Genomic DNA, 20,192 nt, shown 5'->3' on the forward strand with positions numbered 1-20,192 from the left:
GCGGCGTATCGAGACCCGGCGTGCTGGGGACGGTGGATCTCGATACGCCCGCTGCGCGGGCTACTCGACCAGCATGGGCGGGGCCGCTGCGCGGGCTACTCGATCAGCAGGGGCGGGGCCGCCGCGCGGTCTGCTCGATCAGCATGGGTGGGACCCGCTGCGCGGCCCGCCCGCGCGGTCAGTCGCGCCCGGTGATGCCCGCGGTCGACGCGATCACGTCGCCCATCTTCCTGCCGAGGGCCTCGTAGAACATCGACAGCGGGAACTCGTCGTCCAGCACCGCGTCGGTCAGCCCGCGGGGAGCGCCGAGGAGCACCTCGTCCGGCAGCCCGCGCGCCCAGGCGGAGGCGGGGTGCGGCGTCACCGTCGCCGCGACCAGCGCGTAGGCGGCGAGCCAGTGCGCGGTCTTCGGCCGGTCGATCGAGCGCCAGTAGAGCTCGTCGATGGCGTCCGAGAGCGCGACGACGACGTCCGCGACGCTGTCCCACTCGAAGGCGAGCCGGGTGTCGGTCCAGTGCAGGACGCCGTGCTGGTGCAGCCAGGCGAAGAGCAGCTGGCCGCCGAGCCCGTCGTAGTTGCGCACCCGCGACCCGGTCAGCGGGAAGCGGAAGAGCCGGTCGAACAGGATCGCGTACTGGACCGAGCGCGCCCGCGCCGCGAGCGCCTCCTCCTCTCCGTCGCGGTGCTCCTGGCCGGCCAGGCGCCGCTCGATCGCGACGGACTCGCGGAACGCGGTCAGATCGCAGCGCAGCTCCTCGAGGGAGTAGAGGAAGAACGGCATCCGCTGCTTGATCATGAACGGGTCGAACGGCAGGTCGCCGCGCATGTGGGTGCGGTCGTGGATGAGGTCCCACATCACGAAGGCCTCCTCCGCGGTGTGCTGGTCCTCGAGCATCCGGCGGGCGTCCTCCGGCAGCTCGAGCCGCGTGATCTCCGCGGCGGCGGAGACGACACGGCGGAAGCGCGCGGCCTCGCGGTCGGCGAAGATCGCGCCCCAGGTGAAGGCGGGGACGGCGCGCATCGCGACGGTCTCGGGGAAGAGCACGGCGCTGTCGGTGTCGTAGCCGGCGGTGAAGTCGACGAAGCGGACCGGCACGAACAGCGCGTTCGAGTAGTCGCCCGCCTCGAGCTCGGCGACGAAGCGTGGCCAGACGACCTCGACGAGGACGGCCTCGACGTGGCGGTCGCGGCTGCCGTTCTGCGTCAGCATCGGGAAGACGACGAGGTGACGCAGTCCGTCGATCCGGTCGAGCTGCGGCTGGAACGCCTGCAGCGAGTCGAGGAAGTCCGGGACGCCGAGGCCCTGGGCGCTCCAGCGCTCGAAGTCGACGACGAGCGCCTCGAGGTAGGCGGCGTCGTGCGGGAAGGCGGGCGCGAGGGTGCGGATCGCGTCGACGAGGCGGTCGATCTCGGCGCGGGCGTCGTCCAGGCGGTCCGGGTCGGCCAGCGAGCCGTCCTGCGCCTGCAGCGGCTGCAGTGCGGTGGCCGCGGCCTTGAGGCGGAGCCAGGCACCGGAGGTCTCGATGCGGTCCTCGACGACCTCGGGTTCTCCGACGACGGTGCTCTGCACGAATTGCGACATGGTGATCCTCCTCACGCTCGTATAACCGGGTGGTTCGGGCCGGATCCGGCCCATCCCCGAGCGTATGGGCCGCGGCGCGCGCTTTTCTTGCGTGGGCCCGGAGCGAATCCGCGAGGTCGGCGATCACGGCGCACGACTCCGCCGAAACGGCCCTCTCTGCGCGGATCGACGGGGGAATCGGCGCGTGATATCAGGCCGCGACCAGCCTTTTCGCAGGTAGCACCCCCCGTCCGGGGCTAGATTCGCAAGGTTCCTGCCAAGGCTCCTCCAAGGGGTCGAAGATAGGGCGGACATCTCGGCTGCATACACCCGGCGGCCATCCGATCGACCTGCGACTCCGAACACCTGGCGGAGCGGCAGGGCGTCGGTCCACCTTCAAGAGGAAGGATCGGATCGCGTGACGGGACCCGAACCCGGAAGCGACCACAGAACAGTCAGCATCGATCAGCACTCCGAGACCCTCCGCCTCCTGCCCTGGCCGCAGGCGGACGTCACCGCACTCCGCAGCGATCTCGCGGAGTCCGGAGAGCGTCTCGAGACGGAAGACGAGTTCCTCGACCGGCACGACCGCTACCTGCGCGGTTGGGCCGAGGGGAGCGGGTTCTTCTACGCGATCGAGCTCGACGGGCACTGCGTCGGCTCCATCGGCTATTGGTACGGCCACTCACGTGGCGCGCTCGCCTACGAGACGGGCTGGAGCATCGCTCCCGCTGCCCGTGATCGCGGTGTCGTGGCGCGCTCGGTGCGCCTGCTCCTCGAGGAGGCCGCGGCGTTCCCGCTGCCGCGCTTCGTGCACGCGTACGTCCCCGCGGACGACGCCGAGGACAGCGCGATCTGCGTCGAGGCCGGCTTCGACCGCGTCGACGTCGTGGAGGCGGGCGACCCGCCCGTCCTCTACGCCGACTGGGCGTTCGACCTCGCCGACGTCGCCTAGGAGCGGCGCGCTCGCGCCGGCGACGGGCCGATCATGCTGATCGAGTAGCCCGCGCAGCGGGCGTATCGAGATCCACCGTTCTGCGGAGCGTGGGGTCTCGATACGCGCTGCGCGCTACTCGACCAGCATGACGGCGCGCTGGCGCGCCCGTTTCCTGCGCGCTCCGCGACCAGCAGGGGTGCCGGGATGTTCACGCGTCTCGGCCGCGCTGGGCCTGTCCATGCTGATCGAGTAGCCCGCGCAGCGGGCGTATCGAGATCGGCTCTCCTGCAGAACGCCGGCGCGACACGCGCTGCGCATTCCTCGAGCAGCAGGGGCGCCGGTCGTGACGCGCCACGGTCGACATCGCGACCCCACGTTCCTATCATCCATGTATGGGTACGACGCGGACGGCGAAATCGACGGGGCTGGCTGGGCTGTGAGCGCCCAGGACGGGGATCTCCGACCGATCTCCTCGCTCGTCGTCTCAGCCGGCGATGGCGTCGGCGCCACCGGTCGGCTGAAGCGAGTGGCCGGGGGACTCCGCCTTGCCGCAGTGGGCGCCGGCCTCTACGACATCGTCGTCGAGCAGGCAGCGCCGAGCGTTCCGCTGACTCTCGAGTCCGCTCCCGCCGGCGTCGACGTCGTCACGGTCGAGGGCGTCTGGCGGGATGGAGGAATCACCGAAGCCCGCATCGTCCCGTTCAGAGAGCCGGTGCGATTCCCGGACGCTCTCGGCGACCGTGCCGAGCCTCCTCTCGTCGCCGGCGGCCGGACGACGAGAGCGGAAGTCCTCGCGGTGGACGTGATGGCTGTCGTCGACGGTCTCCGCGAGTCCGGGCTCGTGTCCTACGTCGCCCATTGCGACGAACGCGGCTGGTTCGGAGTCGCGAGTGCCACCGATCCGGAGCCGGTCCGCCGCGGTCTCCGCCGTGTCCTGGGCGACTCCTTCCTGGTGGTTCATTCCCCCTGGGGACTCCAGACGCTCGACGCCATCGACCGCATCTTCGAGAGCGACGGCGTCGGCCGGGGGACCCTCCACATCGGACGCTTCATCGATCCACGCGGCCGCCTCCGCTCCAGCGCACTGGTCCGCTTCGTCTCTCCCGCGCTGGCCCGCGCCCTCGGGGACACAGGCGCCAGCGCTGTAGACCTCGCCGCCTGGATCATTCCCTCGTCGCCAGACATTTGATCTCCAGCACCCTCATTCGACATCGAACAGCGGAGAGGCGCACTGCACCACCGGGCATCTCGGGGCGCAATGCGACGCTCCGCGCCATCGCGCCCCGTCGGTCGCCGCGGAGCTACCATCCCCGGATGGTTAGGAGCATCTTCCCGGGCGCCCGCGCGCGCGCTGCTGCTGCGCTCGTTCTCGCTGTGTCGGGGCTCCTCGCCGGGTGCGCGGACACGCGAGTCGAGGAGGCGAGGCCGGTCGACGGACCGGCGTTCTCCGGCCCCTGGGCGGCGGAGTTCCGCTCGCACTTCGACGATGCCGCGTCGGACTTCGAGCGTGGCGTTCTCGCTGACGGCGAGATCACCGACCAGGAGTACTCGGAGATGACCGGCCGCTTCTCGGGCTGCCTCGAGGCCGCGGGGTTCGACTTCTCCGGGTTCGGACGCGGCGGCTCCTACTCCGCCACGCCAGTCTCGCCCGTCGATCCCGACACGTCTCGGCAGGTCACCGACGACTGCGGAGTCCAGGCGGGTGAGCGGAGCATCGGCGCCCTGTACACGTGGATCACCCGGAATCCGGAGAACGTGGACGAGGCTTCGATCATGGTCGACTGCCTGCACCGGAAGGGCCTCGTCGACGCCGGCTACACCGCTGAGGACTGGACCCGCGAGAACGCGGTGTCCTCGCTGCCCGTCTCGATTCCGGCCGATCGCAAGGGCGAGTACGAGGAGTGCGCCGGCGATCCGCTGGGGCTCGTCGATGGCTGAACCGGTCCGGACGTGAGGCCGTCGCGGGTCGCCCGCCTCTCGCTCGGCGTCGTCATCGCGGTGCTCCTCGCCTCGGGCGGCGCCGGGGCCGCACTCCTCCTCGTGACGCCAACGGTGCCCGCGAGCCTGGCGGACTCGTCCGGTCCGGAGACGGTGCCCGTCCCGTTCGAGGAGTTCGCCGATCCTCGCCAGGTCGAGGCCGGGTTCGAGCGGGCACCGGCCGTGTCCCTCGTCTCCGCGACGGAGGGGCTGATGACCGCCTCCTCCTGCCGCGCGGGCGGATCGTTCTCGTCGGGCACGTCGTCCCTCGCGGTCGACGGCGCGCCCGTGCTCTCCCTCGCGACGGCGACGCCGCTCTGGCGCGACCTCGTGAAGGGCGACACGGGCCCCGACGTGCGCGCCCTGCAGGAGGAGCTCATCCGCCTCGGCTCGCCGCTGATCGCCGACGGGATCCTCGGAGACGGTTCGATCCGCGCGATCGAGCACCTCCTCGAGGAGGCGTCGGGGGAGGACGAGCAGCTCGCGGGGATCCCGCGGTCACGGCTGCTCTGGATCCCGGGACCGACGGTCACCACGGCCTCCTGCGGGCTCTCGGTCGGCGGACCGGTCGAGCGGGGGAGTGCCGTCGCCGCAGTCGCCGGTGGGATCGCGGCGCTGCGCCTCGCCGCCGTCCCTGCCGATGTCCTCCCGGGCGAGCGGCGGCTGCTCGTGGACGACGCGGTGCTGACACTCTCTCCGGAGGGCGCGGTCACCGCCGAGACGGACCTGCGAGCGTTCGCGGCCACGGTCTCCGCCCGGTCGGCGCTCGCGACCGAGGGGACGACGACCGTCCGCGCCGAGTACGTGCTCGCGAACCCCGTCCGAGTCGGCGTGGTGCCACCGTCCGCCCTCTTCGGACTCGAGGGCGAGCACGGTTGCGTTCTGGCGGACGGCTCGCCGGCCCGCGTCGAGGTCGTCTCCTCGGAGCTGGGCCGCACGGCGGTCGTCTTCCCCGACGGGGAGGAGCCGGCCTCGGTCGCGGTCCTGCCCGAGGCACGGAGCTGCGGGTGAGGGTGCACGGGCTCGGGCACCGGTTCGAGCGCGGCCCCTGGCTCTTCCGCGGGCTCAGTGCGGACTTCCGGGTCGGCGAGACCTGCGCGGTCGTCGGTCCGTCGGGGTCCGGCAAGAGCACGCTGCTCGCGCTGCTCGCCGGCTGGGTCGAGCCGACCGAGGGCAGCGTCGATCGAGCAGCACACGAGCGGATCGGCTGGGTGTTCCAGAACCCGCACGGCGTCGCCCGTCGATCGGCGCTCGATCACGTCGCCCTGCCGTTCCTCGCCGGAGGGGTCTCCGGTGCGGAAGCCGATCGTCTCGCGGCCGCTCTCCTCGACCGCTTCGATCTCGGGCAGGTGGCCGACCGCGCGTTCCGCGAGCTCTCGGGCGGCGAGGCCCAGCGGCTGATGCTGGCCAGGGCCCTCGCGGCCCAGCCCACCCTCCTCCTCATCGACGAGCCGACCGCCCAGCTCGACCAGCGGACGGCGCAGACCGTGAACCGGGCGATCGCCGAGGCCGCGACGCCCGACTGCGCCCTCGTCGTCGCGACGCACGATCACGGCACGCGCGACTCCTGCACGGCGGCGCTGGACCTCGCCGCGCACTCCGGAGGCGGGCAGTGAGGGTCTCGAGCCTGGTCCGCGAGGCCTGGCGCAACGTCTCGACCGGCACCTCGCGTGCGCTGCTGCTCTGCGCGTGCGTCCTCCTCGTCGCCGTGCCGATCCAGATCGCGGACCTGGCGGTGACGCGGCAGCACGTGCGGGAGGCGGAGGCGTACCAGCGGGCCGGCGCCTCCGTGCAGGCGCTCGCTGCGCCGGGACGGATCGACGGGGAGGCGTGCGCGGCACTCGCCGGCTCGGCGACGGTGCGGGCGGCCGGAGCGGTCCGCGCCGCCACGTCCGATCTCGTCACGGCCGTGCTGCCCCGCTCGCCGATCCCGCTCTTCGAGGTCACCGCGGGCGTCCCCGAGATCCTCCGAGCCGCGGCGGTGCCCGGGACCGGCGTGGTCCTCGGACCCGAGGCCGCGGACGCCGTCGGGCGCGGCGACGACCTCGCGCTCGCCGGCGGCGGCTCGGTCGCCGTCCGCGGCCGCTACGACTACCCGGACGACGGGCGGCGGCGCGGCTTCGGCTACGCGGCCCTGGCGGGTGCTCCGGCCGGCGAGCGGCCCTTCGACGAGTGCTGGATCGACGCCTGGCCGCAGAGCGAGACCGTCCGGGCCCTCCTCCTGACGACCGTGCTGCTCGGCGAGAGCGCTCCCGAGCAGCCGGCGCCGGTGCTCGCACCGCTGAACTCGCACCTCGGTGCGGCCTTCGACGGCGGGGCTCGCAACGCGGACCGGGTGACGCTCGCCGCCGGGCCGCTCGCGGGACTGCTCGTGCTCGCGGCGTGCTGGGCGGTGACGGCCCTGCGCCGGGTCGAGCTCGCCTCGGCCCTGCACTCGCGCGTGCACCGGGTCGAGGTGCTGGCGGTCCTGCTGCTGGAGTCGCTCGCGTGGCTGATCCCGGTCGGCTCGGCGGGCCTCGCCGTCGCCCTGTTCTTCTCGAGCACCGGTCCGCCCGTCGACGCGGCGGCGACCCTGATCCAGGGCCTCCGGACGCCGGCCGTCGCCGTGCTGGGCGCGGCGACGGGCGTCCTCCTCGGCGTGCTGACGACCCGCGAGAGGCACCTGTTCCGCTACTTCAAGAACCGCTGACGGCGTTGCGGGTGCGCCACCCTTCTGCGGAACGCGGGGTCTCGATACGCGCTGCGCGCTACTCGACCAGCATGATGGCGTGCTGTCGCGCCCGTCTCTGCGCGCTCCGCGACCACATTGCGCGCTGGCGCGCCCGTTTCCTGCGCGCTCCGCGACCAGCAGGGGTGCCGGGATGTTCACGCGTCTCGGCCGCGCTGGGCCCGTCCATGCTGATCGAGTAGCCCGCACAGCGGGCGTATCGAGATCCACCAGCGTCAGACGTCGAGTCTGCAGAGCCGGCCTGCTGAGGAGGGTGGGTCTCGATACGCCCCTGCGGGGCTACTCGACCAGCATGACGGTGCGCCGTCGTGGGCCCGGGTCAGAGGCCGTGGGACGCCAGCCAGGGGCGGAGGACCGCGAGGAACTCGTCGGGTCGCTCGACGCTGGGGAGGTGGGCGGCGTCGTCGAAGACGTGGGCGTCGGCGCCCGGCACGGTCGCCGAGAGGAAGGCGTGCACGGGGAGCGACTCGGAGACGTCGTGGGCGCCGACCATCGCCAGCGTGGGCACGGCGATGTCGACGACGCGGTGGTAAGGCCGGCTCGATCGCGGTCGGCCGCGGCTTCTCGCCCTCGTGGCCGGCCCGGCCGCGGGCGAGCTCGCGCACGGTCTCGACGAAGGCGGGATCGAGCGAGGCGGGGTCGCGGTCGGGGCCGAACGCCCACAGCTCCGCCTCCATCCGCGCGACGCGCTCGTGGTCGCCGGCGGTCAGCACCGCGTCGATCTCGTCGAAGCGGCGGTCCTCCTCCTCGGTCAGGTCGGGGTAGGGGAAGCCGCCGACACCGGGGGCGATCAGCACCAGGCCGGTCACGCGGTCGGGGTGCTCGAGCGCCAGGTCGAGGACGAGCGAGCCGCCGCGCGAGCAGCCGATCACCGTCGCGCGCTCGACGCCGAGGTGCTCGAGCACGTCGAGGGCGTCCTGCCGCGGGTCGAACTCGACGTCGTCCGTCCGGGTCTCGCCGAAGCCGCGGGTGTCGTAGCGGATGACGAGGTGGTCCTCCGCGAGCGCGGGGACGATCGGGTCCCACATCCGCAGATCGGTGATGCCCGCATGCACGAGCAGGAGGGCGGGGGCGGAGGCGGGGCCGTCCGACTCCCAGTGCAGGGTCGCTCCGGGGACCTCGAGATGCGGCATGCGCCCACCGTAGGCCCGGCCTCGCGACGGGGCAACGGGCGGCGCCTCCTAGGCTGGACGCGGTGCGCCGACCCGCGCCGACGATCCCAGCCCGCGAGCCGCCCGGCTCCGCCGACGAGACGGAGGACGCCGTGGAGGGAGTGCTCACCGGGTTCGCGATCATCGGGACGGTCATCGCGGTCGGCTACCTGATCGCCCGGTTCGGCCTGGTGCCGCCCGAGGGCCGCGCCGTCCTCACCCGCATCGCCTTCTTCGTCACCACGCCGGCGCTGCTGTTCACAGTGCTCGCCCGCGCCGACGTCTCGGTGCTGTTCTCCTCCTTCCTCCTGGTGTCGCTGATCACGGTCGCGATCGTGGCGGTCCTCTATCTGGTCGCGTCGCGGCTGTTCTTCCGCCGGCCCGTGCCGGAGACGGTGATCGGCACCGCCGCCTCCTCCTACGTGAACGCCAACAACATCGGCCTGCCGGTCGCGATCTATGTGCTCGGGGATCCGCAGTGGGTCGCGCCGACGCTGCTCCTCCAGCTGCTGCTGCTCGCGCCGACGATCCTCACCGTGCTCGACGTCTCGACGAGCGGGCGCGCCTCCGTCACGGGCATCCTCACCCAGCCGCTGCGGAACCCGATGATCATCGCCTCGGCGCTCGGCCTGGTCGTCTCGGTCACCGGGGTGCAGCTGCCGGCACCGCTGCTCGAGCCGTTCTCGATCATCGGCAACGCGTCGATCCCGCTCGTGCTGATGGCGTTCGGGATGTCGCTGCGCGGGCAGCGGCCGCTGGAGCCGGGGCCCGGGCGGATCGAGGTCGCCGTCGCCTCGCTGCTCAAGACGCTGGTGATGCCCGCGACCGCCTATCTGCTCGGCCGCTTCGCCTTCGCGCTCGACGCGGAGCACCTCTTCGCGGTGACCGTGACGGCGGCGCTGCCGACCGCGCAGAACATCTTCAACTTCGCCTCCCGCTACGACCGCGGCGTCGCCGTGGCGCGCGACACGGCCCTGGTGACCACCGTCACGGCGGTGCCCGTGCTCATCGCCGTGTCCCTCCTCCTGGGTTGACGACGGCGCGGATCGACCGCCGTCCGCGGGCGGGCGTCGCTTAGGCTCTCTCGAATGAGCACCACGACGACCTCCTCTCGCCGCGCCTCCGGCACCCCTCGCCGCAGCCGACGGGGCCTCTGGATCACCCTGACCGTCCTGCTGGTCCTCGTGATCGGCGCGGTCGTCGCCGCCTTCCTCGCGGTGCAGACCTACGAGAAGGCGATGACGGTGCGCGCCAAGCTCACGTCCGCCATCCCGCTGGTCTCGCAGGTCGCCGACCAGCTCACCGGCTTCGACACGGCGGGAGCGGAGTCGACCGCCGGCCAGATCGCCACGCTCACCGGCGAGGCGCGCGACGAGACCGACGACCCGGTGTGGCGGGTGATGGAGATCGTGCCGTTCCTCGGCCCGAACCTCTCCGCCGTGCGCGCCGCGACCGAGATCGCCGACGACGTCTCGGGCAAGATCGTCACCCCGCTCTCCTCCACCTCGCTCGACGTCCTCAAGCCGGTCGACGGCAAGGTCGACATCGCCGCGATCACCGCGCTCTCCGACAAGATCACCGTCGCCAAGGGCGTCGTCGACGAGGCGCAGGCCCGCGTCGAGGGGATCGACCGGGGCGCGCTCGTGCCGCAGGTCGCCTCCGCGCTCGACGCGTTCGCCCCGCAGCTCGAGACGGCGACCAGCGCGATGGACCAGGTCCAGCCGATCACCGCGATCCTCCCCGACGCCCTCGGTGCGAGCGGGCCGCGGAGCTACCTCGTGCTCTTCCAGAACCTCGCCGAGGCGCAGGCCCTGGGCGGCGGCGCCTCCTCGGTGATGCAGCTGAACGTCGACGGCGGAGCGATCACGGTCGGCACGCAGCAGTCGAGCCAGGACTTCCGCGGGCTGCAGCCGGTCACGGTCGACCAGAGCGCGCTCGACACCTTCGGCGGCAATCTCGCGACCACGTTCAACGTGTCGACCAGCCGCCCCGACTTCCCGACCGCGTCCTCGATCGCGACGCAGTTCTGGGCGCAGAAGTTCCCGGAGCAGAAGATCGACGGCGTGCTCGCGATCGACCCGATGGCGCTGCAGTACCTGCTCGCCTCCACCGGCCCGGTGACGCTCACCGACGGCACCGAGCTGACCAGCGAGAACACCGTCTCGACGCTGCTCAACAAGGTCTACTTCCGCTACTCGGACGCCACGGTCGCCGACGCGACCGACGCGTTCTTCTCGGAGGCCAGCGCCACCGTCCTCGGCAAGATCCTCGGCGGCGACATGGAGCCGTCGAAGATGCTCCCGGCCGTGGTGAAGGCCGTCGGCGAGAGCCGGATCCTCGCCTACAGCACCGACCCGGAGGAGCAGGCGCTGCTCGCGCCGACCCCGATCGCGGGCGTCCTGCCGACGGACAACGACGACACCTCGACCACGGGCGTGTTCTTCCAGGACGCGTCGGTCGGCTCGAAGATGGACTACTACCTCGACACCGCGGTGACCCAGTCGAGCACGAACCGCTGCGCCGCCGGCGGCACCAGCTTCTCGACGCAGGTGACGCTGACCAACACCATCACCGAGAAGGTCGCGCGCACGCTGCCCAAGTACGTGGCGGCGAACGGCGGGAACCGCTTCCCGCTCGGCGACTTCGTCACCAACGTCTACGTCTACGGCCCTCCCGGCACGACGACCTCGCAGGCGCAGGCGTCCTGGTCCGACCCGCTCGGCGAGGCGGCCCGGATCTTCGACCCGACCGACGACCTCGGCCGGCCGGTCGCGCGCGTCTCGGTGCAGCTCGCTCCCGGCGAGTCCACGACGGTGACGATCGGCTTCACCGCCGCCGACCCCGCCGCGACCTTCGGCGAGCAGGCCGTCCGGGTCACGCCGATGATCAACAAGACCGAGGTGACGCTCGCGGACGACCCGACCTGCGCCGGCTGAGCGCGGGGCGGCCGGTGGACGGCCGCCCCGCTCAGGCCAGCGCGGAGCCGGGGATCGAGCTGGTGACGAGCCAGGACGCGAGGAACGCGGTGCCGACGCAGAGCACGAAGGCGACGATCGGGATCCAGAACACCCGACGGCCGACGAGGTATCGGATGATCGTCACGCCCACGGCGATCAGCGTCAGGATCGGCGGGCCGATCAGGGCGAGCGAGACGCCCCAGTCGATCCGGTCGTAGTCGCAGGCGATGTTCTGCCCCTCGCACTGGCCGGGGAAGACGGCGAGGATCGCGGCGAGGTAGCCGAGCACCACGCAGAGCAGCCCGAGCGCGAGGCAGCCGAGGATCGAGAGCACCAGGTCCCAGCGGCGGCGCAGCGGCTTCCCAGCGGCGAAGGTCTCGCGGACGGACCGGTACGCCTCGGTGCGGAACTCGTCGTGGGCCCGCGCTACGGCCGGCCGGCTCGCGGCGGCGCGCTCCGCCGTGGAGGGGCGCCGCGGGGCCGAGGGGCGCTGGGCGCTCGAGGGCTGCTCGGCCCGGGCGCGCTTCTTCTTCGAGGACGCCACGATCAGAAGATCATCGGGCGGTCGTCGTCGAGCGAGGTGTCGAGGTCGAGATCGACCACCACGGGGACGTGGTCGCTCGGGGCGTCGCCCTTGCGCTCGTTCCGGTGGATGGAGGCGCCGGTCACCAGGTCGCCGAAGGCGCGCGAGCCGAGCACGAAGTCGATCCGCAGGCCCTCGTTGCGCGGGAAGCGCAACTGCTTGTAGTCCCAGTAGGTGTAGCCCTCGGGGACGAGCGGGCGCACGACGTCGTGCAGGCCGGCGGCGGTGAAGGCCTCGAAGGCCGCGCGCTCCTCGGGGGAGACGTGGGTGGAGCCGGGGCCGAGCGTCGGGTCGCCGACGTCGCTGTCGAGCGGGGCGACGTTCCAGTCGCCGACCAGCGCGAGCGGCAGGTCGGGCTCGGCAGCGAGCCAGGCGCGGGTGCTCGCCTCGAGGGCCGCGAACCACTCGAGCTTGTAGTGCCAGTGCGGGTCGCCGACCGCGCGGCCGTTGGGGACGTAGAGGCTCCAGACCCGCACGCCGTCGACGGTCGCGCCGATCGCGCGCGCTTCGAGCGGGAAGGAGCCGTCCGCCGCGGGCTCCTTGGCGAAGCCGGGCATCCCGGGGAACCCGACCTGGACGTCCTCCATCGGCAGGCGGGAGGCGATGCCGACGCCGTTCCACTGGCTGAGGCCGACCATCTCGACGTGGTAGCCCGCCTGGGCGAAGGCCTCGTGCGGGAACTGCTCGGGCTTGCACTTGAGCTCCTGCATGGCCAGCACGTCGACGTCCTCGCGCACGAGCCAGTCGACGACGCGGCCGGTGCGGGCCCGGATGGAGTTCACGTTCCAGGTGGCGATGCGCATTCCGGAAGTCTAGGAGCCGCCGCCGACAGCTTCCCCGCACGGGGGCCGGGCGCGCGGTCTCCTCCTGCCGACCGATTGCGGAACCGGTGTCGGTGGTCGATGGTTGTCTTGCGCCGTCCCTGAAGCGGCCGCTCCTCCGCGCCGCTCGGCCCGAGCCCCGAAGCTCCGGCCGTCCCCGTGCTCGGCCGATCCGCCTCTCGCGGACCCGGCCGCCCTCTCCCGCCCCGCCCCGACCGGAGGACCCATGATCCTGCTCCGTCTCGCGTCCTCGTACGCGAAGCCCTACTCCCGGTCGATCGCGGCGGTCGTGGTGCTCCAGCTGATCGCGACCCTCGCGGCGCTCTACCTGCCGAGCCTGAACGCCGAGATCATCGACCAGGGCATCGGCCAGGGGGACACCGACTTCATCCGGGCCACCGGCATGACGATGCTCATGGTCTGCCTGGTCCAGGTCGCCGCGGCGATCGGCGGCGTCTACTTCGGTGCGCGCACCGCGATGGCCGTCGGCCGCGACCTGCGCCGCGACGTCTACCGCCGGGTCGACTCGCTGAGCGGGCTCGAGGTCGGCCGCTTCGGCACCGCCACCCTGATCACCCGCGGCACGAACGACGTGCAGCAGGTGCAGATGCTCGTGCTGATGACGCTCAACTTCATGGTCTCGACGCCGATCATGTGCATCGGCGGGATCGTCTTCGCCCTGCGCGAGGACGCCGGGCTCTCCTGGCTCGTCTGGGTCTCGGTGCCCGTGCTCTTCGTCGTCGTCGGCGTCCTGGTCTTCCTGCTGCTGCCGCTGTTCCGCCTGATGCAGGACCGCATCGACGGGATCAACGGGGTGCTGCGCGAGCAGATCACCGGCATCCGCGTGGTCCGCGCCTTCGTCCGGGAGCCCTTCGAGTCGGAGCGCTACCGCCGCTCGAACGAGGCGATCACCGAGGTGTCGATCAAGGTCGGCAACATCTTCGTGCTGATGTTCCCGGCGATCATGATGATCCTGCACCTCGCCACGGCCGCCGTGCTCTGGTTCGGCGGGCACCGGGTCGACGCGGGTCAGATGCAGATCGGCTCGCTGACCGCGTTCCTCCAGTACCTGCTGCAGATCCTCACCGCCGTGATGATGGGCGTCTTCATGGTGATGATGATCCCGCGCGCCGTGGTCTGCTCCGAGCGCATCCAGGAGGTCCTCGACACCCGGACCAGCCTCACCACGCCGACCGGCGGCGTCGAGGCGCCGACCGTCGGCCGCGTCGAGTTCTCCGGCGTGGTCTTCGGCTACCCGGGCGCCGAGCGCCCCGTGCTCTCGCAGCTCGATCTCGTCGCCGAGCCGGGCCGGACGACGGCCATCGTCGGCTCGACCGGTGCGGGCAAGACGACGCTGCTCGGCCTCGTGCCGCGGCTGTTCGACCCGCAGGAGGGCTCGGTCGCCATCGACGGCGTGCCCGTCTCCTCGCTCGACCGCGCGCAGCTCGCGAAGGTCGTCGGGCTCGTCCCGCAGCGGCCCTACCTGTTCTCGGGCACGATCGCCTCCAACCTCCGCTTCGGCCGGCCCGACGCGACCGACGCGGAGCTCTGGGAGGCGCTGCGCATCGCCCAGGGCGAGGACTTCGTCCGCGCGAAGGAGCGCGGGCTCGACGAGCCCGTCTCGCAGGGCGGCACCAACGTCTCCGGCGGGCAGCGGCAGCGGCTCTGCATCGCGCGGGCGCTCGTCGCGAAGCCGCGCGTCTACCTCTTCGACGACTCGTTCTCGGCGCTCGACGTCGCGACCGATGCGCGCCTGCGCGAGTCCCTCGCCGAGGCGACCACCGACGCGACGGTGATCATCGTCGCCCAGCGCGTGTCGACGATCCGGAACGCCGACCAGATCGTCGTGCTCGACGCGGGCCGCATCGTCGGCCGCGGCACGCACGACGAGCTCCTCGAGACGAACGCGACCTACCGCGAGATCGTCGAATCCCAGCTGAGCGTGGAAGGGGTGGCCTGAGATGGCACGCGCACGCGACACCGAGGTCCAGACGGCGCCGGTCGCCGAGTCCTCCGAGCTCGAGCCCGAGTTCGAGCCCGGCGAGGGCGACGGCGGCATGTTCGGCGACGGCCCGCCCGCCCGGAAGGCGCAGAACTTCTGGCCCTCCGCCAAGCGGCTCTTCAGCCTGCTCGGCCCCGAGCGCGCCCGGATGATCCTGGTCGTCGCGCTCGTGTCCGCGTCGGTCGTCCTCACCGTCATCGCGCCGAAGATCCTCGGCCAGGCGATGGACACCATCTTCAACGGCGTGATCGGCTCGCAGCTGCCGGCAGGCGTCCCGCTCGAGCAGATCATCGAGCAGCAGCGGGCCGAGGGCAACGGCACCTTCGCCGACATGCTCTCCAAGACCGCGATCGTGCCCGGCGAGGGCATCGACTTCACCGTGCTCGGGCGACTGATCATCATCGTGCTGCTGATGTACGTCGTCGCGTCGGTGTTGATGTGGGCCCAGGGCTACATCCTCAACGGCCTCGTGATGCGGGTCGTCTTCGGCCTGCGCCAGGACATCGAGGCGAAGATCAACCGCCTCCCGCTGCGCTACTTCGACACCCGGCAGCGCGGCGACGTGATGTCGCGGGTGACCAACGACGTGGACAACATCCAGACGGCGCTGCAGCAGGCGTTCTCGCAGCTCGTGCAGTCGGTGCTCACCATCATCGGGATCGCCGTGATGATGTTCATCGTCTCCTGGCAGCTCGCGCTGATCGCGCTGGTCTCGATCCCGCTGTCCGCCGTGATCGCCGGCGTCATCGGCGCCCGCTCGCAGAAGCTCTTCGCCGCGCAGTGGAAGAACACCGGCGCGCTGAACGGCCACATCGAGGAGACCTTCTCCGGCCTCGAGATCGTCCGCACCTTCGGCCGCGACCGCGAGATGCTCGAGGAGTTCGACCGCCGGAACGACGCGCTCTACTCGGCCTCGTTCGGCGCCCAGTTCGTCTCGGGCATGATCATGCCGGCGATGACCTTCGTGTCCTACCTCTCCTACGTGCTGATCGCCGTCGTCGGCGGGCTGCGGGTCGCCTCGGGTCAGCTGACCCTCGGCGACGCGACCGCGTTCATCCAGTACTCGCGCGAGTTCACCCAGCCGGTGACCCAGCTCGCGAGCATGGCGAACATGCTGCAGTCGGGCGTCGCCTCGGCCGAGCGCACCTTCGAGCTGCTCGACGCGGACGAGCAGGAGCCGGAAACCGCGGTCGACTCGCTGCCCGAGCGCACCGACGGCCACGTCGAGTTCCAGGACGTCTCCTTCTCCTACGACCCGGAGCAGCCGCTGATCGAAGGACTGACCTTCTCGGCCCAGCCGGGCCAGACGGTCGCGATCGTCGGTCCGACCGGCGCCGGCAAGACCACGCTGGTCAACCTGGTGATGCGCTTCTACGAGCTCACGGGCGGGCGGATCCTGCTCGACGGCGTCGACATCACCCGGATCGGCCGCGGCGACCTGCGCTCGCGGGTCGGCATGGTCCTCCAGGACGCCTGGCTGTTCCAGGGCACGATCCGCGAGAACATCCGCTACGGCCGCCTCGACGCGACCGACGAGGAGATCGTCGACGCCGCCCGGGCGACGATGGTCGACCGCTTCGTGCAGCAGCTCCCCGACGGCTACGACACGGTGCTCGACGCCGAGGGCGGCAGCGTCTCGGCCGGTGAGCGCCAGCTGATCACGATCGCCCGCGCGTTCCTCGCCAACCCGTCGCTGCTCATCCTCGACGAGGCGACCTCCTCGGTCGACACCCGCACCGAGCTGCTCGTCCAGCACGCGATGGCGGCGCTGCGCACCGACCGCACCTCGTTCGTCATCGCGCACCGCCTCTCCACGATCCGGGACGCCGACACGATCCTGGTGATGGAGGCCGGCCGCATCGTCGAGCAGGGCGCTCACGAGGCGCTGCTCCAGCGCCGCGGCGCGTACTACGACCTGTACATGACCCAGTTCCGCGGGGGAGCCGAGGAGGGACAGGGCGAGAAGGCCGGTGCGACGCGCGCGGGCGGGGCCGAGTCCGCGCCGTAGGCGTGCCCCGTAGAGTAGGCGCGTGACCGACGCACGCCAGCAGCTCATCGAGTACATCGGCTCCGACGCCGTCTTCCACGGGGACTTCACCCTGACGAGCGGCAAGAAGGCGAGCTACTACGTCGACCTGCGGCGGGTCAGCCTGGACCATCGGGTCGCCCCGCTCATCGGCGACGTCATGCTCGACCTCATCGCCCCGATCGAGCGGGTCGACGCCGTCGGCGGTCTGACGATGGGCGCCGACCCGATCGCGTCCGCGATCCTGCACCGCGGCGTCCTCCGCGGACTCGAGTACGACGCCTTCGTCGTGCGCAAGGCACCCAAGGACCACGGCCGCGGCCGCCAGGTCGAGGGCCCGGACCTCGCCGGCAAGCGCGTCATCGTCGTCGAGGACACCTCCACCACCGGCGGCTCCCCGCTCGCTGCGATCGAGGCCCTGCTGAAGGTCGGCGCCGAGATCGCCGGAGTCGCCGTCGTCGTCGACCGCGCGACCGGGGCCCGCGAGATCATCGAGGGCGCCGGCTACCCCTACTTCGCCGCGATCGGGCTGGCCGACCTCGGGCTGAGCTGATGGTGGACGACGACGGCCGCGAGCGCGGCGACCAGCCCGACGGTGGGTCCGGCGAGCAGCCCGAGCCGGAGCGCCGCGCAGGTGGCAGCGAGTGGCTCCTCGAGCAGCTGAGCGGCGGCCGCCTGAAGAGCATCTTCGACGCCCCGCGCACCCCTGCACCCGAGGCCGCACCCGAGCCTGCGCCCGCGCCCGAGGCGGCGCCCGCCGAGGAGGAGCAGCCCGCGGAGCCGCAGGACCCGACCGAGGCGGGGCAGCCCGCGGAGGCGGAGCAGTCCGACGAGGCGGAGCGCACCGCCGACGCCGAGCGCACCGTCGCGGCCGAGCAGTCCGTCGTCGAGCAGTCGGTCGTCGAGCAGCCGGTGGACGTCGAGCGCCGCGCCGGGTCCGAACCGGCCGTCAGCATCGAGCAGGCCGACGGGACCGAGCGTGCCGATGAGCCCGACCAGGCCGGCCCGATCGAGCAGGCCGGTGAGACCGAGCAGGTCGCAGCTGCCGAGCGCCCCGTCGACGCCGAGCAGGCCGAGCCGTCCGTCGAGGTCGAGCGGCCCGCTGGGGACGAGCGTCCCGTCGAGCTCGAGCAGCGCGTCGGTTCCGAGCAGCAGGCCGACGTCGAGCAGCCGGTCGATGCCGTGAGTCCCGTCGAGCCCGAGCCCGGCTCCGCTCCTGAGACCGTCGTCCAGCCGGACCCCGCCCCCGCGCCGCCGACCACGGACGCGGCGCCCGCGGAGGACGACGCGCAGACGCCCGTCGAGCCCGCGTCCGATCCCGAGGCCGACGCCGCCTCCGCGCGCCGCGACATCTGGGCGGCCTTCACCGCTCCCCGGTCGAGGCCCGCAGCGGACGACTCGACCACCTCGGAGTCCGCTGCCGAGCGACCGGTCACGCCCTCTCCCCGCTTCCCGCTCGGCCCGGTGCTCCCGCAGTCACCGGCCGCCCCGAGCTCCGTCGCGGCTCCCGCGCCGGAGTCGCCCGTCGCGCCGGTCGAGCCCGCGCCCGTCCTGCCCGCGGCACCGCCGATCGACGATCTGCCGACCGCGCCCCCGGCGCTCCGCGAGCGAGGGCGCCGCTCCGAGGCGCGCCGCGACCGACCCGAGGGTGCGACCGAGCCCGAGCCGCGCGAGCCCGCGGCGCCCAGCGTGTACCAGTGGCCCGACCCCCGCGGCGGCTGGGACGAGCCGCCTGTGTGGGAGGACGTCGTCGCCCCGCGCGACGAGCCCGAGGACGACGGCGGCGACGAGGAGCTCTGGCGCGAGACCGCTGGCGCCTACGCCTGGAACCTCGAGCCGGACGACGACGGCACCGCCTCCGGAGAGCCGACCGCCGAGGCGACCACCGATGCGGAGGGGACGTCCGGCGAGGACGAGCCCGCCGCCCCGGCCGTCGCGCCGTTCAGCACTCCCGCTCGCGCGCACGTCAACGCCGCCAAGCGCTCGACCCGCAAGCCCCGCGCCGAGAAGCCCCGCGCCGAGAAGCCCCGCGCCGAGAAGCCCCGCGCCGAGAAGCCCCGTGCCGAGAAGCCCCGTGCCGAGAAGCCAGCGAAGTCGCCGGCCCCCGCTCCCGTCCCCTCCGTCACGAGCGTCGGCGCGCCCGGCCCCGACCGCGCCCGCAGCCGTCGGCGCCTGCTGATCGGCCTGATCGCCGTCGGCGTCGTGCTCCTGCTCGGCGCGATCCTCGCCATCGGGATCGCCGTCGGCTCGAACGGCGATCAGGAGGCCGCGCCGGCCCCGGCCGCCACGACCGCCGCTCCGTCCGAGCCGAGTGCGACGCCCACCACCGCGCCCACCGCCGCCCTGCCCACCGTCGGCCCGCTGCCGGCCGGCAGCTACGCCTGGACGGCGCTGCTGGGCGGGGAGTGCCTCCAGCCGTTCGACACGGTCTGGGCCGAGCAGTTCACGGTCGTCGACTGCGCGACCGCCCACACCGGCGAGATGGTCGCGACCGGTGAGCTGACCGACGCGACCTTCCCGGGCCAGGACGCCCTGGCCGTCTCGGTCTCCTCGCTCTGCCAGGCGCAGGGCGTCGTCGACATCGCCGGTGCCGAGGCGTACGGCGACGTGCAGGTGTCCGCCTCCTACCCCGTGACCCAGGAGCAGTGGGACGCCGGCGAGCGCAGCTACTACTGCTTCGTCGACCGCGCCGGCGGCGGCGACATGCTCGGCTCGGTCGACGGCACCCCGTCGGCCTAGGCCGGGCGGCGCGACACGTGGACGAGGCCGGGCCCTCCGCCTCCCCCGAGGCGACGACGAACGGCGTGGGGCCGTGGGTCGGTCCGCGACCCGACGACGACCGCCTCGATCCCGAGCTGCTCGAGCGCGGTGACTCCCGCAACGTGATCGACCGCTTCCGCTACTGGCGGATGGACGCGATCGTCGCCGAGCTCGACGCGACGCGGCACCCCTTCCACGTCGCCATCGAGAACTGGCAGCACGACATGAACATCGGCTCGATCGTGCGCAGCGCCAATGCGTTCGGCGCCGAGAGCGTGCACATCGTCGGGCGCCGGCGCTGGAACAAGCGCGGCGCGATGGTCACCGACCGCTACCAGCACGTGCAGCACCACGAGACCGTCGCCGACCTCGCCCGCTGGGCCGCGGCGGAGGACGTGCCGCTGCTCGCGATCGACAACGTGCCCGGCTGCGTGCCGATCGAGACCTTCGCGCTGCCGGAGCGCTGCGTGCTGCTGTTCGGGCAGGAGGGGCCGGGCCTCTCGGAGGAGGCGATCGCCGCCTCCGTCGCCGTGCTCGAGATCTCGCAGTTCGGCTCGACCCGCTCGATCAACGCCTCCGCCGCCGCGGCCGTCGCGATGCACGCCTGGATCCTGCAGCACGTCCGCTTCTGAGCGGCCGGGCGCCCCCCTCCCCCTCCCACTCTCCAAAAGTTGCGGTACTCGCGCTCG

The 20,192-nt window shown here is 72.5% G+C and carries 17 protein-coding genes; 13 read left to right on the forward strand and 4 right to left on the reverse strand.

The annotated features are described in order from the left end of the window. Nucleotides 1–178: 178 nt before the first annotated feature. Nucleotides 179–1,582, reverse strand: a complete 1,404-nt coding sequence (locus EDF43_RS13965) for a DUF6421 family protein (protein ID WP_132437383.1) — start codon at nt 1,580–1,582, stop codon at nt 179–181. Nucleotides 1,583–1,979: 397 nt separating this feature from the next. Here EDF43_RS13965 and EDF43_RS13970 point away from each other — a divergent pair, with 397 nt between their 5' ends. The 6 genes from EDF43_RS13970 to EDF43_RS13995 all read left to right on the forward strand — a co-directional run bounded on the left by EDF43_RS13970 (nt 1,980) and on the right by EDF43_RS13995 (nt 7,164). After that, on the forward strand, nt 1,980–2,516 hold the full coding sequence (locus EDF43_RS13970; protein WP_159421751.1) for a GNAT family N-acetyltransferase: 537 nt from the start codon (nt 1,980–1,982) through the stop codon (nt 2,514–2,516). A 325-nt stretch (nt 2,517–2,841) separates the two neighbouring features. Next, the gene (locus EDF43_RS13975) at nt 2,842–3,687 is read left to right on the forward strand and encodes a hypothetical protein (protein ID WP_165909121.1); all 846 of its coding nucleotides are present in this window, start codon (nt 2,842–2,844) and stop codon (nt 3,685–3,687) included. Nucleotides 3,688–3,812: 125 nt separating this feature from the next. Further along, nucleotides 3,813–4,436 carry a hypothetical protein gene (locus tag EDF43_RS13980; RefSeq protein WP_132437386.1) on the forward strand — a complete coding sequence of 208 codons (624 nt, stop codon included), beginning with the start codon at nt 3,813–3,815 and terminating at the stop codon, nt 4,434–4,436. A gap of 12 nt (nt 4,437–4,448) precedes the next feature. Continuing rightward, nucleotides 4,449–5,486, forward strand: coding sequence for a hypothetical protein (locus tag EDF43_RS13985; protein ID WP_132437387.1), 1,038 nt, complete (start codon nt 4,449–4,451; stop codon nt 5,484–5,486). Next, nucleotides 5,483–6,091: an ATP-binding cassette domain-containing protein gene (locus EDF43_RS13990; RefSeq protein WP_243646319.1), complete on the forward strand. Its 609-nt coding sequence runs from the start codon at nt 5,483–5,485 to the stop codon at nt 6,089–6,091. The genes EDF43_RS13985 and EDF43_RS13990 overlap by 4 nt, the downstream gene beginning before the upstream one ends. Beyond that, nucleotides 6,088–7,164, forward strand: a complete 1,077-nt coding sequence (locus EDF43_RS13995; protein WP_132437388.1) for a hypothetical protein — start codon at nt 6,088–6,090, stop codon at nt 7,162–7,164. The genes EDF43_RS13990 and EDF43_RS13995 overlap by 4 nt, the downstream gene beginning before the upstream one ends. A gap of 254 nt (nt 7,165–7,418) precedes the next feature. On the opposite strand, the gene EDF43_RS14000 is transcribed toward EDF43_RS13995, so the two are convergent. Continuing rightward, on the reverse strand, nt 7,419–8,336 hold the full coding sequence (locus tag EDF43_RS14000) for an alpha/beta fold hydrolase (protein WP_132437389.1): 918 nt from the start codon (nt 8,334–8,336) through the stop codon (nt 7,419–7,421). A gap of 131 nt (nt 8,337–8,467) precedes the next feature. Here EDF43_RS14000 and EDF43_RS14005 point away from each other — a divergent pair, with 131 nt between their 5' ends. Both EDF43_RS14005 and EDF43_RS14010 read left to right on the forward strand, forming a co-directional pair. Beyond that, complete coding sequence (locus EDF43_RS14005) at nt 8,468–9,388, forward strand: AEC family transporter (RefSeq protein WP_123447139.1); 921 nt, start codon at nt 8,468–8,470, stop codon at nt 9,386–9,388. 54 nt (nt 9,389–9,442) lie between these two features. Further along, a complete protein-coding gene (locus EDF43_RS14010) occupies nt 9,443–11,290 on the forward strand; it encodes a DUF4012 domain-containing protein (RefSeq protein WP_132437390.1) in 1,848 nt (615 codons plus the stop codon). Nucleotides 11,291–11,321: 31 nt separating this feature from the next. Here the strand turns inward: EDF43_RS14010 and EDF43_RS14015 are convergent, their stop codons facing one another. Together EDF43_RS14015 and EDF43_RS14020 are read right to left on the reverse strand one after the other, a co-directional pair. Continuing rightward, a complete protein-coding gene (locus EDF43_RS14015; protein ID WP_132437391.1) occupies nt 11,322–11,855 on the reverse strand; it encodes a DUF6264 family protein in 534 nt (177 codons plus the stop codon). Between the two features lie 2 nt (nt 11,856–11,857). Further along, a complete protein-coding gene (locus tag EDF43_RS14020) occupies nt 11,858–12,697 on the reverse strand; it encodes an exodeoxyribonuclease III (RefSeq protein ID WP_123706017.1) in 840 nt (279 codons plus the stop codon). 244 nt (nt 12,698–12,941) lie between these two features. Here EDF43_RS14020 and EDF43_RS14025 point away from each other — a divergent pair, with 244 nt between their 5' ends. The 5 genes from EDF43_RS14025 to EDF43_RS14045 are packed head-to-tail and all read left to right on the forward strand — an operon-like array spanning nt 12,942 to nt 20,135. Continuing rightward, nucleotides 12,942–14,675: an ABC transporter ATP-binding protein gene (locus EDF43_RS14025; protein WP_132437392.1), complete on the forward strand. Its 1,734-nt coding sequence runs from the start codon at nt 12,942–12,944 to the stop codon at nt 14,673–14,675. Nucleotide 14,676: 1 nt separating this feature from the next. After that, entirely contained in the window at nt 14,677–16,725 is a 2,049-nt protein-coding gene (locus tag EDF43_RS14030) for an ABC transporter ATP-binding protein (protein ID WP_132437393.1), read from the forward strand. 22 nt (nt 16,726–16,747) lie between these two features. Beyond that, nucleotides 16,748–17,296: an orotate phosphoribosyltransferase gene (gene pyrE, locus EDF43_RS14035; protein ID WP_132437394.1), complete on the forward strand. Its 549-nt coding sequence runs from the start codon at nt 16,748–16,750 to the stop codon at nt 17,294–17,296. Further along, complete coding sequence (locus EDF43_RS22530) at nt 17,296–19,482, forward strand: septum formation family protein (protein ID WP_132437395.1); 2,187 nt, start codon at nt 17,296–17,298, stop codon at nt 19,480–19,482. Before pyrE ends, EDF43_RS22530 begins: the two co-directional genes overlap by 1 nt. Before the next feature lie 17 nt (nt 19,483–19,499). Continuing rightward, nucleotides 19,500–20,135: a TrmH family RNA methyltransferase gene (locus EDF43_RS14045; protein WP_123734262.1), complete on the forward strand. Its 636-nt coding sequence runs from the start codon at nt 19,500–19,502 to the stop codon at nt 20,133–20,135. Nucleotides 20,136–20,192: the final 57 nt, after the last annotated feature.

Source organism: Rathayibacter sp. PhB179 (assembly GCF_004345345.1).
Taxonomy (GTDB): Bacteria; Actinomycetota; Actinomycetes; order Actinomycetales; family Microbacteriaceae; genus Rathayibacter; species Rathayibacter festucae.